This window comes from Pseudalkalibacillus sp. R45 (assembly GCF_052246725.1).
Lineage (GTDB): Bacteria > Bacillota > Bacilli > Bacillales > Fictibacillaceae > Pseudalkalibacillus.
On sequence record NZ_JBQQCL010000009.1, the window covers coordinates 40,313 to 53,809 of the forward strand.

A 13,497-nucleotide genomic window follows, 5' to 3' on the forward strand; every position below is an offset into this window, starting at 1 on the left:
TCATTACCGTATTGTGTGGTAAAATAAGTGAAAACTATGAAAACGAAAAATAACGAAATACATGAAATTGAATTGGTTTTAACTTACCTTTAAAGAAAGTTTCTTTATATGAAAAGGAGACCAAGTATATGGATAAGAAAATCTTAGTTGTAGATGATGAAAAGCCGATTGCAGATATTTTACAATTCAATTTAGAAAAAGAAGGATTTGAAGTCATTTGTGCTTATGATGGTGCAACTGCACTTGAAAAAGTCGAAGAAGAAATGCCGGATATGATTCTTCTTGATATCATGCTTCCGCAAAAGGATGGCATGGAGGTTTGCCGTGAACTACGGAAAAAGTATGACATGCCGATCATCATGCTTACAGCAAAAGATTCTGAAATTGATAAAGTTTTAGGATTAGAGCTTGGTGCAGATGATTATGTGACAAAACCGTTCAGTACGCGTGAGCTTATCGCCCGTGTGAAAGCGAATATGCGCCGTCATCAACAAGAAGGTGAGCGTGAAGGTCTTGATGGTACAAGTGAAATCAAGATTGGTGCGTTGACGATCCATCCTGAAGCGTATCTTGTAACAAAGCGAGGGGAAACGATTGAGTTGACTCATCGTGAATTTGAGCTGCTGCATTATATGGCGAAGCATACTGGACAAGTCATGACCCGTGAACATCTGCTTCAGACGGTGTGGGGATATGATTATTTCGGTGATGTTCGTACTGTTGACGTAACCGTCCGTCGTCTTAGAGAAAAAGTAGAGGACAATCCGAGTCACCCGATGTGGATCATCACAAGACGAGGAGTAGGGTATTACCTAAGAAATCCAGATCAGGAGTAATTCAATGAAAAAGGTTGGCTTCTTTAAATCAATACATTTTAAATTTGTTGTGGTTTATATACTTCTTATCATAATCGCCATGCAAGTCATTGGCGTTCTTTTTATGGAGCGGCAAGAAGATAAACTGAAGGAGAACTTCACGAAAAATGTCGACGAGAACGCGGATATGATAGCCGTGAATTTAGAAGAAGAATTAGAAAAATTAATGAATGAGCCGGAAAAAGAAGAACCTAAACAAGAGTTGGCATCTCTTATCAGGGATTTTTCTTTTTCGGATATGGACAGATTATGGGTTGTAAATACGGATCAACAAATCATTGCAGCGGACGATGAATCGAAGGTCGGTAGAAAGACTTCTAATCAAAATATGATTTCCCAGGCCCTTCTTGGATCAGCAACCAACGATATCTATCAAAAAAAAGTAGATGGAAAACTCGTCCGAACTTATATCGTAGCTAAACCAATCATAAATGGAACCAACGGGGAAACCTTAGGTGCTCTTTATATTGAGGCATCAATCGAGGACATCTATGAATTGTCCCAAACACTCAACGAAATTCTAGCAAATGCGACAATTATTGCCCTGGTAATAACCGCATTATTAGGCATTATTCTTGCCCGGACGATCACCCGCCCTTTAGCAGATATGCAGAAACAAGCGAAAGTCATGGCAAGAGGTGATTTCACACGTACGGTAAAGGTATATGATCAGGATGAAATTGGACAACTGGCAGCGTCTTTTAATGATTTGACCCAAAAACTTCAAGAGGCCAATGAAATTACAGAAAGTGAACGAACAAAACTCCGTTCCGTCCTTTCCTACATGACCGATGGAGTCATGGCAACCGATATGGACGGATATATCATCCTTATGAATGATCGTGCTGAAGAGATGCTATCGTTATCTCGTCATGAGGCGATGGGTAGGTTTTTACCCGAAGTTTTAGGAGTGGAAGATGTATTCTCAATTGAACTATTAGAAGAATCCCCAAGCTCGATGATTCTTGATTATAGTTCGACTGAAGTTCCCTTCATCATACGTGCAAGTTTCTCGGTTATACAGAAAGATGATGGACCAGTGAATGGAATAATAACAGTGTTACATGATGTAACCGAACAGGAACAAATCGAAAAGGAACGCAGGGAATTTGTATCAAATGTTTCGCATGAACTTCGGACACCATTAACGACAATGCGCAGTTATTTGGAAGCGTTAGCTGAAGGAGCTTGGCAGGATGAAAATCTTGCACCGAAATTCTTGAACGTCACGCAGACGGAAACAGAACGGATGATCCGCCTTGTGACAGACCTTCTTCAATTATCAAAAATGGATAACAAAGACTATCAACTGCATTTCCAAAATGTGGATTTAACCGAATTGCTCCAACAAGTGATTGATCGGTTTGAAATGTCCAAGAGCGAAAAAATTACTTTTGAAAAGCACTTATATGATAAACCATTATCAGTCCGCGTCGATCCTGACAAAATCATTCAAGTTTTGGATAATATCATTTCGAATGCATTGAAGTATTCACCAGATGGAGGCAAAGTGACTTTTTTGCTTGAAAAAGAGGCGAAAAAAGTCCATATCAGCATAAAAGATGAAGGAGTCGGGATTCCGAAGCAGAACCTTACAAAAATATTCGATCGCTTCTATCGTGTTGACAAAGCACGTTCCAGAGAAATTGGAGGAACCGGTTTAGGTCTGGCGATAGCAAGTGAAGTTGTAAAAGCACATAACGGAGAAATCTGGGCCGAAAGTGAGTATGGAAAAGGAACGACGATTCATGTGAAACTTCCTACTTATCAATCCAGGGAGAGGGAGGCTAAAGCGTAATGCAAATGAGGAGAATCACCCGTCAATTGAAAAAGTTCTATTCAGCAATATGGGACAATATTGAAAACTTGAAGACGGTCTTGCTATCTCTTCTCATTTTGCTCAGTATTTTTCTGACTTATAATTTATGGACTTTCACGCCGAATAATAAAGTGCTTGAAAACGAAAGAACAATTGAGACTAAAATCCCTGAGGGTAAGACTGAGAAGTTAGCGAATATCATCCAGCCACGACAAATCATTCTTCATCAGGGTGGAGAACATTTTTGGTCTTATGCGAAGGATCAAAATGAAATCTATGATTTGTTACAGACGACTTTGTTGATTAGTAATAGCAAAAAAACTGTTGAATATGAAACGGATATCCAATCGAATGGTCTTGAAATCATCTATCCTACCAGCATTCCAGTTGACGTGCTAAAGGAAACTTTCCGTTTCAGTAATGAAAATCCATTCGCTAATAAAAAAGATAATGTAGAACGTCTACGGGTTTATGATTCAGAGGGAAAATGGAAGATTCAATTCATTTTTGAACCTGAAGGAAATCCCCAAGAACCTGAACAATTGAAAGATCCAGTGGTATTTGAATTTCAACTGTCCAATATTTCGATTAATACATTGATCGATAAGATGGTAAGTTCAGAGAAAACCGTACAAGTAGAACAATTTGAGCTGGAAGACAATCACAATTCATTTTATTTGCCGGTTGAGAACGTGAAAATACCAACACACTTTTACACAACAAATCAAATTGACATCAAATTATTTGTACAAGCTCTTTTACCAAGTAATGTTGCTACCAAAAAGAGTGATGATCGAATTATGTATAGTAAATCAAAAAGTATGATAACGTACTTTGAAGAATTGAATGAATTTTCCTATATTAATTGGAATAGTCAGGAAGATGTCATAAGACGCAATCCGATTATTCAAAGCCTTGATTTCATCAATAATCACGCAGGCTGGACCAATAAGTACCATATTTACCATTATTACGATTCAACACAAGATGATGACACAACGAATAGACAAAAGGAGATCGCGTATCGTATGATTATGAACGGTTTCCCTGTCATGGATGAATCCGTTGGCAAAATTTCGCTGAAATGGACGACCAATCAAGCTGATGAGTACGAACGTTCCCTTACTTACTTGAAAGATCCAATAGAAAATAAATCTGCTCCACCTGTCGTTATGGAAAAAGGCTCTGAAGTCATTGAAGCTCTATCAGCAACAGCCCCGAATACAAAAAATATTTCAGATATAACCATCGGCTATACTTTAAAGTCTGAAAATGAACATGATACTTACTTTTCGCTGGAACCAGCATGGTATTACAAGATACGGTCCTCTTGGCTACCATTAGATTTTCCAGTGGACGAGCCTATGTCTAATCAAGGAGGGTAAAGAATGGATTGGAAGAGTATAAAAACCATTTTCATATTTTCCTTCCTGATATTGAATATCTATCTCGGCACACAATTTTACGAAAAACGATATCAAGAATTTGATACGTTAAAAGAAGAGACGTTAAAAAAGCTCGATGCAATCAAATATAATAAAGAATATCCGGAGATACCGGAAAAGCTTTCTCTTGCCAGCGGGACTGCCACATTATTTGATGATAAAATGATAAAGGAATTTACCGATAAGAATAAGAAGCAAGATGTCAGCGTATTTGGTGATAAAATCATCAATTCAAAATTGAAGGATCCGATTGACATTTCCTCAAGCAGTGAAGAGGAAGTAGTTGGTCATCTACAAAACTTCATCAATAGTTATGTACCGAATGCTGATCAATATGAATATTGGAAATACGATCGAGATCGGCATCTTCATCTTTTCAGACAGATTGATGAGCAAGGGATCCCATTTTATTTCAACGATTACATTACGCAGGATAATTTAACAGGTCTCATTGAAGTTTCGCTGAATGAAAAAGATGAAATCACAAGCTATCGTCTTACTTCCATGGATATTACGAAACAGCAAGAAGAACAAAAGTTGATTACAGCTAAAGAGGCTTTATTAGTTGATGCTGTAACCCCTGAGACTACGGTAAAAGATATCAAACCCGTCTACTTCACATTAATCACCAATGGTGGCTGGAAAGTGTTTGTTCCAAGTTGGCATATCGTGACGGAAAAACAAGAGTTAATGGTGGATGCTACAGATTCGTCCGTCATCTCCCTTGAAAAAGATGAAGAAGAAAGTGAGGAATAACGTGAGATTCAGTGTTTTAGCCAGTGGTAGTACAGGTAACGCATGTTATGTTGAAACCGATTCAAGCCGTTTGCTTGTCGACGTTGGGCTAAGTGGAAAGAAAATAGAATCATTGTTTAAAAAGATCAATCGTGATCCGAAGTTCCTTGATGGAATTCTCGTAACGCATGAACATAGTGATCACATCAAAGGTTTAGGGATTTTATCACGGCGTTTCAAGCTGCCCATTTACGCAAATGAAAAAACCTGGCTCGCTATGGAAAATCAAATCGGCAAGATTCCTACGGATTTGAAATTTCACTTTGAGTGTGATCGGGTACAAACCTTCGGTGATCTGGATGTCGAATCATTTGGCGTTTCACATGATGCCGCATCCCCTCAATTCTATGTTTTCCATCATGGGGAAAAGAAACTGACCCTTGCAACAGATATGGGTTATGTCAGTGATCGGATCAAAGGAACTGTAAAAGACTCTGATATGATCATCTTCGAATCGAATCACGATATCGATATGTTGATGATGGGGAAATATCCTTGGAACATAAAACGTAGGATTCTCGGAGATCAAGGACACGTGTCTAATGAAGATGCAGGTGAAGCTCTGGCTGAAATCATCGGTGACAAAACACGTCGCATCTATTTGGCTCATTTAAGCAAAGATAACAATATGAAAGATCTAGCAAGGATGTCGGTACAGCAAACCTTAGAAAAACGCGGGTTTGAATTTGGTGAAAAATTCGCCCTTTATGATACCGATGCAGAAGTGCCTACAGATCTTACAACTGTATAGAGAACACCGTTTCAAAACCTTCAGTAACGGAAATATAGTATGTGGTTGACAAATGTCAAAAATCACCCAAATTCCGATAGCTGGCGGTTTTTTTTGCTTATAATGGGAATAACAATGATAACTGAAAGGGATGATGAGATAAATGGGTTACTATGATCACGACTATCGTAATCCTCAAAAATCAAAGGGGAACAGATCAAGAAGTTTTCTAATGGGTCTGACTGGGGTTTTGCTAGGCGCTCTTTTAGTCATTTTTGCAACTGACTTCGGTTTATTTTCGGGTGATCTTAAACCGAATCCCAATAAGGATGCCGCTGGTGATACAGAACAGAATGTGACCAACGAAACGGTGAACGTGGATGTCAATACAGCCATAACAGAAGCAGTGGAAAAGGCACAAGGTGCTGTCGTCGAAGTTGAGAATATTCAAAAGTCCAGCATGTTTTCACAAGAAAACCCGACAGGAGTAGGGTCCGGGGTCATCTATAAAAAAGAAGGCGGCAAAGCATTCGTTGTTACCAATGCACACGTGGTGGCGAAGGCGACTCAAATCGAAATTGCTTTAGCAGATGGAACCAAATTAGAAGCTGAACTGCTAGGATCCGATCAAATTATGGATTTGGCTGTTTTGCAAGTTGATGGAAGCAAAATTAAGGAAGTCGCGGAATTTGGTAGTTCCAGTAATTTGAAGCCAGGGGAACCGGCAATTGCAATCGGAAACCCTCTCGGAAACTTTCCTGGAACAGTAACACAAGGAATTGTAAGCGCTGCTGACCGTACGATTGGAGTCGATCCAAATCAAGATGGTCAACCTGATTGGCAGGCTGAAGTCATTCAGACGGATGCAGCAATCAATCCAGGTAATAGCGGCGGTGCTTTAATCAATATAAAAGGTCAAGTGATTGGTATCAATTCGATGAAGATTGCCCAGCAATCTGTAGAAGGAATTGGATTTGCAATCCCTTCAGACGTTGCTAGACCGATCATTGCCGATCTCGAAAGCCACGGTAAAGTTTTACGTCCCTACATGGGAGTTGAAATAGCACCACTAGCGCAAGTCTCGCGATATCATAGGGAACAAACGCTTAAGATTCCGAACGATATAAACCAAGGTGTCGTCATAATGGGTGTCCAATCGAACTCTCCAGCAGGAAAAGCAGGTTTGAAAGAATTTGATGTCATTGTCGAGCTTGATGGAGAAAAAGTCGGCTCACCAGCAGAGTTACGAAAACATCTGTATTCAAACAAAGAAATCGACGAGGATATGGAAATTACGTATTACCGTGAAGGAGAAAAGAAAACGACAACGATGACATTAGGTGAAGCAGAAGGAACGGGAGAGTAATTTAAACTCTCCCTTTTTCATGCAAGAAAACCGATTGTGCTACACTAGTCTTATATGGAAAAGAACACAAGGAAGTGATAAGAAGTGATCGCATGCTGCAAAGAACATGTTGAACTTGCACTAGATATCATTGTCGATGAATATGAAACTGCACCAGAAATGAAAGAACTCACAAAAGCAGAACAATTATCCACAACCTGTGAATATTGCGAAAATAACGCCATATATATGGTGTCAAACTAATGTTCCTATACAGAATGTGGATAGAAAATGTGTATATGTGGATAAGTTTTGTGGATAACGTGTTTATAGAGGTGGACAACCTGTGAATATACAAATCATCACCGTTGGAAAATTGAAAGAGAAGTATTTGAAGCAAGGAATCGCTGAATATGTAAAACGGATTGGCCCCTATGCCAAAATAGAGGTAATCGAGGTTCCTGATGAAAAAGCTTCAGAACAATTGAGTGAGAATGAGATGGAGAAGGTGAAAGATGCAGAAGGCTCACGGCTCCTTGCGAAGATCGGGCAGGATGTGCATGTCATAGCTCTTGCCATTGAAGGGAAACAACAGACCTCAGAGCAGCTCGCAAAGAATCTAGATCAACTCGCAACGTATGGAAGATCAAAAGTAGCTTTTGTTATTGGAGGCTCATTAGGATTGAGCGAAGCAGTTTTAAACAGATCCAATGACCAATTATCCTTTTCTAAAATGACCTTTCCTCATCAACTTATGCGGTTGATCCTCGTTGAGCAGATTTACAGGGCTTTTAAGATCAATCGAGGTGAACCGTACCATAAATAGCAATGTTAATCATTGCTTCAAATTTTTTGATGTTGAGGTGTTTTATGAGGAACAACAAATAATCCATCGTTTTCTAACCATTCAGCAAAAAGGACGTCCTCAATTTTACTTACCCCATTGGCTAATAACTGGTTTCTAAGCCATTCATCATCTTTATTGATTTCTTTTAAATTTGCTTTGATCAATTCACCGTCTCTGATCAGTGTTATCGGTAAATAAACGGGATGGGGAGGCATATTAAAATCTTGTAAGGTAGTTTTTTGGTAGGGTGATTTTTTTAATATGCTAATTGAACCATTCGATTCAATCAGGGCGAATGCCACCTCTCTGACGGAGAAGATTTCACTTTGGCGAAGTTGACTTTGTAATTGATTAATGTTCATACGACTCTTTTTCAACTGTTCAAAATCAATCTGCCCATTACGAATAACCATGGAAGGTTTTCCTTCAAAAGAACTTCTTAAATGTTGAAACTTTTGCAATAGGTATTCAACGGAAAATAGTAAACTTCCCCATAAAAGTATAGAGAATAAAATATACGAAATTGGAACTGTTTTTTCATAAACAGCATTACCTAACAATTCACTTAGGACAATTGCAGAAATAAAATGAAATGGCGTGAATTGGTCTATCAACTTTTTACCTATAATTCTAATTAGTAAAAAAAGCAAAAAAAAACCTAAAACAAGCTTACTAGACATGTGTAGTAGTTCCACGGTTTATTTCCCCCAGATTAAAACTTAATCTATAAAATTATTACACTATTATGTTTTCCAAACTCATATCGATAAATACATTTTCATAAAAAAGATTTTTAATGAAATATGAGAAAAGAAGGACTGCCCAGAACTTTTGGGACAGTCCATATAATTCGTTTTTAGTTTTATCTAATCGAGCATTTAATCGTAAAGTTCGATTGTATAAGTCCCTCTTTCATTAACGAGAGAAAATCGGATGTCATCAAATTGGTAACGAGTGGTATCCTCGAGTGGAATTTTGTAAGAAGAAGTAGGGAGAGGCTGTGCATTTTGTGGACCCGTTTCAGTTGTTCCTTCGCCAATTAAATGAATCGAATGCAATGATTCGTAGTCATCGATTCTTCTTGTATCATTATGATAAGAAATATCATCTAATTTCATAATGATGGTATCCTGATCACCGAGTTCCTGTTTGGTTATTTTAATATTCTTTCCGCTCCATTGCTGTATTAACTGATTGAATTGTTCAACAGTCAGGTTATTATTGTTCATATCGATCCCTCCTGTCTTATATATTTTCCAAGAAATCAGGTATCATACTGTTGAAGCTTTTTTTTGTTTAAACTGAAGACGAAAAGGTAATTGATACCAAAGCCTCACCCCTTCAAACAAGCTGATTCCTTGTATTTTTTTGCATGTTCCTGGCCTGTGTAAAGGACTCCCCTTTTTTACCAGCCTTAAATGGTATATAATTATCAGAGAATAGTAGAAATTCGTTAAAATCTTTAAATTATTGTAACTACACTATGATATGGTTGATAGAGATAAGGTTTCCCTGGGCTTTACTGTAAATCAAAGGTATAAGGATGGTAAAAATGAGCAACAGAGAATCTAAAATAGACGTAATCTTAATTGGCGCTGGGATCATGAGCGCGACTTTAGGAGCACTCCTGAAAGAATTAGTACCGGACTGGAAAATTTCAGTGTTTGAAAAGCTTGAAAAAACAGGTGAGGAAAGCTCTAACGAATGGAATAATGCAGGAACGGGACATGCTGCATTGTGTGAGCTTAATTACACAAACGAAAAACCAGACGGATCTATAGATATTAGCAAAGCGATAAAAATCAATGAACAGTTTCAGCTTTCAAGACAATTTTGGTCTTATCTTGTCAACAGCAAGATGATAAGGAATCCGCAGGACTTTATCATGTCATTGCCTCATATGAGTTTCGTACGAGGGGAAAAGAATGTAGCGTTTTTAAAGAAACGTTTTGAAGCGATGTCAAACAATCCTCTGTTCAAAGACATAGAATTTTCTGATGACATTGAAAAGCTAATGGAATGGCTTCCGCTCGTAATGGAAGGTCGTAAAGTGAATGAACCGATAGCCGCAACAAAAATTGACTCTGGAACGGATGTCAACTTTGGCGCTTTAACACGTAAATTGTTTGATCACTTGAAGAGTAATAACGTTGATATAAACTATAAACATAGTGTTGAGGATATGAAACGTGCTAGCGACGGCTCGTGGGAATTGAAAGTACGGAATCTTGATAACGGTAACGTCGTACGTCATACAGCAAAGTTCGTCTTTATTGGCGGCGGCGGTGGAAGCCTGCACTTACTCCAAAAATCTGGTATCCCTGAAGGAAAAGGGATAGGGGGATTCCCGGTAAGCGGACAATTTATGGTATGCAACAATCCGGAAGTTGTAAAGCAGCATCATGCAAAAGTATACGGAAAAGCGCCGGTTGGGGCTCCTCCAATGTCTGTTCCGCACCTGGACACAAGATATATCAACAATAAAAAATCGTTACTGTTCGGGCCGTTCGCTGGATTCTCACCTAAGTTTTTAAAGAAAGGTTCGAATTTAGATTTGATTACTTCTGTTAATCCGAATAATCTCCTAACGATGTTAGCTGCAGGTGTGAAAGAGATGTCGTTGACGAAATACCTGATCGAGCAAGTGATGTTATCGAAAGAGAAGCGCATGGAAGCTATACGAGAATTTATTCCAGACGCTAAAAGTGAGGACTGGGAGTTAGTAGTAGCGGGCCAACGTGTACAAGTCATCAAAGATACTGAGGCAGGCGGTAAAGGAACCCTTCAATTTGGCACGGAAGTTGTCAGTGCCGCTGATGGTTCGATCGCTGCATTGCTTGGGGCATCTCCAGGTGCTTCTACTGCAGTGCACGTTATGCTAGAGGTATTAGAAAAGTGCTTCCCGCAACACATGAAAGAATGGGAACCGAAAATAAAAGAAATGATTCCTTCTTATGGCTTGTCACTCGTGGAAAATCCTGAGCTTATACGTGAAATTCATTCCTCAACAGCTGACGCGCTTGGTTTAAGCGAAAAAGAACCAGCCTATCGTTAATTCTTTTCGTATGTGGTGAGAGAATAATAGATTACTAAAACGTAGAACCTTTAATCTTTATCTTTGGATTAAAGGTTCTTTTTATGGTTGCTGTTCGGATTGAAAGATGGGGTGAATTCGGGTCAACTTCTCAACTTCGGACAGCAAGAGAAGGAAAAAGCAGAGAGCTGTCCGAACATGGGCCAACTTCGGACAGCAAGAGAAGGAAAAATTGGAAAGCTGTCCGAACACGGGCTAACTTCGGACAGTAAGAGAAGAAAAAAGCGGAGTGCTGTCCGAACACAGGCAAACTTTGGACAGTAAGAGAAGAAAAAAGCGGAGTGCTGTCCGAACACGGGCAAACTTCGGACAGCAAGAGAAGGAAAAAGCAGAAAGCTGTCCGAACACGGGCAAACTTCGGACAGCAAGAGAAGGAAAAATTGGAAAGCTGTCCGAACACGAGCTAACTTCGGACAGGAAGAGAAGGAAAAAGCGGAAAGCTGTCCGAACACAAGGCACTTTTAGAATGAAAAAATAGAGTGAAGGTTTCATAAAAATTTTCACATGAAAAAATTAGTCGTTTATTTTATTCATAATACGTATCGCTTGTTTTTCCAATCAATGTATAGTTTTTCTTCAATGCTCTGCTAATTGTCTTTTTATTTATATCCGCTCTGCACCAATCATAGATATTTGGGGTAGTTATCTTTCGCTCAGGAAACAATAGTTTAAATTCCTCCACACTTCTAATAATAGCTAGATCGATCTTTTCATGTTCTCCACACTTTCCACAGACAAAATCATTAATTCTTTTAGTAATGCGAAATGATTTACACTTCCTACAGTAAATCCCTTTTTGGACCGTTTCATAACTATATTGAGGTAGTATCGTAAATGGGTTTTTCGTTTGATGTAAAGAAATTAATTGTTGGGCTAGTTTCTTGTGTCCATTATTCAACTTAGATGGAGTGGTATTCAAATCTGTCAAAAAACGATTTAACTGCGTAGGTAAAATAAAGGGTTGTTCCATTGGGGCTTGATACAAAGTAAATTCGGGATTGATGTAAATAACGAAGGTTTCTAAAAGGTAATTATGCTTGAGGGTTTGGAGGAGTTGGCTGAACAGAGTGCCGCTTCTTTTTATCTGGTCCACAGGATTCTTATATTCACGGTTCGTTTTCCTTGAAAAAAGTTTATCAGACTCTAAGTAACAGTCTCCTTGAAAATTCTTTATATCTAATAAATGGATAACGCCTTGTGAAATAATCAATGAGTCAATTTGAAAATAGGAGTTATTCATTTTAAGCAACAAGTCGTTAATTATATATCTTTCTTCTTAAAGACTTTCTGCTGCCAGGGAGTCAAAATGCACTTCTCCTTCAAAGCCTTTTTCAAGATTTAAATAGTGAATCTTTTCCTTTTCAGTTAACTGCATTCGTGTGTTTAAGGAGCGCAATGCCAAGAGTTCATACGATTCCGTTCGTGCTTTAAGTAACAAAAGTCCCTTCCTTTCTCTCTAAGCTCATTATCTGAGATCATTATTTTTAAGTGAGATGATGGCAACACCCAAATTATACAAATAAATATATAATATTACAATTTCCAATATTACAAAAATGGGTATAAAGTAATGTTCTCCCAAATTTTATTATGAGGTAATTATTAAAAGGGGTTCTTATTTAGGGGGAGAACAATGATTAATCATTATACGAAGTTTGCTGCGACACTTTTTCTTTTGCAAGTTGTAACGATCATATTTTCAGGCGCATTCATTTTACGGCATTTTCCTCCTATTCATCTGATGAATGCAGTTCTTTCATTGATCATTGCAATCCTTCTATTCAAAATAAAATGGAAGTGGATACCGTCCATCGGCATCCTTTACGGACTCTTATTCACTATTCTTACTATCCCTTCACTTATCATATCAATGACCAGGAACATTGACCCAGAATATAATGCAATGTTGGAAGCGAGCAATCCTTTTATAGGAATCAGCTTCCTTAGTGCACTTTCGGTGGTCACGATATTGTTTGCTTCTATCGCAGGTTTAGTCACAAATTTTCATCCAAATCATCAGGTGCCTATCTGGTTCCCGAAGGTTAAGGGAGCTGTTTATGGTGCAACGATCATGGGTTTGTTCATCAGTTTTTATTTACAGTTACATTGGGTTACTGGAATAAACGCAAATACAATCAAAAAGCTCCCGACTATTGTGATGAAACCAGACTCTGTAGAACCAGCAAATATGGAATTGATGGCAGGTGAACCGATCGTACTCCAAATACGAAATGAATCGGAGAATAAATGCCATATTCTCAGCTTTCCTGAGCTAAATACCAGTGTTCATATGGAAAAAGGACGAACAGGGCTGATTGTTGTGGATCCAGAACCAGGAACTTATGTTTATGAATGCAAATCACACCATGATTACTACAGTGATAAAATCAAAGGAGAGTTAACTGTTGTACCGAAGTAAATCCTCAATAAGAAAGCTTATCCACTAAACTCATTCTTCCCAGAGTGAGGTTTTTTCTTTTCCAACGAAAACTTACAATCCAAAAACAGGGGTTTCTTCTGTTATAGTAAAGGAAACGATTCTGGGAG

The 13,497-nt window shown here is 38.4% G+C and carries 14 protein-coding genes; 10 read left to right on the plus strand and 4 right to left on the minus strand.

Annotated elements, in window-relative coordinates; translation table 11 throughout:
* Positions 1 to 128: 128 nt before the first annotated feature.
* From yycF to rlmH, 8 genes are all read left to right on the plus strand, one after another.
* Positions 129 to 836, plus strand: a complete 708-nt coding sequence (gene yycF, locus ACTWQL_RS15565; protein WP_443143347.1) for a response regulator YycF — start codon at positions 129 to 131, stop codon at positions 834 to 836.
* A 4-nt stretch (positions 837 to 840) separates the two neighbouring features.
* Positions 841 to 2,673 (plus strand): cell wall metabolism sensor histidine kinase WalK, encoded by a 1,833-nt coding sequence (walK, locus tag ACTWQL_RS15570; RefSeq protein WP_443143348.1) that lies wholly within the window; start codon positions 841 to 843, stop codon positions 2,671 to 2,673.
* On the plus strand, positions 2,673 to 4,079 hold the full coding sequence (locus tag ACTWQL_RS15575) for a YycH family regulatory protein (protein ID WP_443143349.1): 1,407 nt from the start codon (positions 2,673 to 2,675) through the stop codon (positions 4,077 to 4,079). The genes walK and ACTWQL_RS15575 overlap by 1 nt, the downstream gene beginning before the upstream one ends.
* A 3-nt stretch (positions 4,080 to 4,082) precedes the next feature.
* Positions 4,083 to 4,895: a two-component system regulatory protein YycI gene (locus ACTWQL_RS15580; protein WP_443143350.1), complete on the plus strand. Its 813-nt coding sequence runs from the start codon at positions 4,083 to 4,085 to the stop codon at positions 4,893 to 4,895.
* Positions 4,873 to 5,685, plus strand: coding sequence for an MBL fold metallo-hydrolase (locus ACTWQL_RS15585; protein WP_443143351.1), 813 nt, complete (start codon positions 4,873 to 4,875; stop codon positions 5,683 to 5,685). The genes ACTWQL_RS15580 and ACTWQL_RS15585 overlap by 23 nt, the downstream gene beginning before the upstream one ends.
* A gap of 142 nt (positions 5,686 to 5,827) precedes the next feature.
* Positions 5,828 to 7,030 (plus strand): S1C family serine protease, encoded by a 1,203-nt coding sequence (locus ACTWQL_RS15590; RefSeq protein WP_443143352.1) that lies wholly within the window; start codon positions 5,828 to 5,830, stop codon positions 7,028 to 7,030.
* Positions 7,031 to 7,114: 84 nt separating this feature from the next.
* A complete protein-coding gene (locus tag ACTWQL_RS15595) occupies positions 7,115 to 7,273 on the plus strand; it encodes a CxxH/CxxC protein (protein WP_443143353.1) in 159 nt (52 codons plus the stop codon).
* A gap of 82 nt (positions 7,274 to 7,355) precedes the next feature.
* Entirely contained in the window at positions 7,356 to 7,835 is a 480-nt protein-coding gene (gene rlmH / locus ACTWQL_RS15600) for a 23S rRNA (pseudouridine(1915)-N(3))-methyltransferase RlmH (protein WP_443143354.1), read from the plus strand.
* Between the two features lie 17 nt (positions 7,836 to 7,852).
* On the opposite strand, the gene ACTWQL_RS15605 is transcribed toward rlmH, so the two are convergent.
* Together ACTWQL_RS15605 and ACTWQL_RS15610 are read right to left on the minus strand one after the other, a co-directional pair.
* Positions 7,853 to 8,551 carry a YetF domain-containing protein gene (locus ACTWQL_RS15605; RefSeq protein ID WP_443143355.1) on the minus strand — a complete coding sequence of 233 codons (699 nt, stop codon included), beginning with the start codon at positions 8,549 to 8,551 and terminating at the stop codon, positions 7,853 to 7,855.
* Positions 8,552 to 8,734: 183 nt separating this feature from the next.
* The gene (locus ACTWQL_RS15610; protein WP_443143356.1) at positions 8,735 to 9,085 is read right to left on the minus strand and encodes a hypothetical protein; all 351 of its coding nucleotides are present in this window, start codon (positions 9,083 to 9,085) and stop codon (positions 8,735 to 8,737) included.
* 323 nt (positions 9,086 to 9,408) lie between these two features.
* On the opposite strand from ACTWQL_RS15610, the gene ACTWQL_RS15615 reads away from it, so the two are divergent.
* Positions 9,409 to 10,911: a malate:quinone oxidoreductase gene (locus tag ACTWQL_RS15615; RefSeq protein WP_443143357.1), complete on the plus strand. Its 1,503-nt coding sequence runs from the start codon at positions 9,409 to 9,411 to the stop codon at positions 10,909 to 10,911.
* A gap of 565 nt (positions 10,912 to 11,476) precedes the next feature.
* On the opposite strand, the gene ACTWQL_RS15620 is transcribed toward ACTWQL_RS15615, so the two are convergent.
* Positions 11,477 to 12,214, minus strand: a complete 738-nt coding sequence (locus ACTWQL_RS15620) for a nuclease-related domain-containing protein (protein ID WP_443143483.1) — start codon at positions 12,212 to 12,214, stop codon at positions 11,477 to 11,479.
* A 12-nt stretch (positions 12,215 to 12,226) separates the two neighbouring features.
* Positions 12,227 to 12,388, minus strand: coding sequence for a hypothetical protein (locus ACTWQL_RS15625; protein WP_443143358.1), 162 nt, complete (start codon positions 12,386 to 12,388; stop codon positions 12,227 to 12,229).
* A 195-nt stretch (positions 12,389 to 12,583) separates the two neighbouring features.
* On the opposite strand from ACTWQL_RS15625, the gene ACTWQL_RS15630 reads away from it, so the two are divergent.
* On the plus strand, positions 12,584 to 13,369 hold the full coding sequence (locus ACTWQL_RS15630; RefSeq protein ID WP_443143359.1) for a cupredoxin domain-containing protein: 786 nt from the start codon (positions 12,584 to 12,586) through the stop codon (positions 13,367 to 13,369).
* The last annotated feature ends 128 nt before the right edge of the window (positions 13,370 to 13,497 follow it).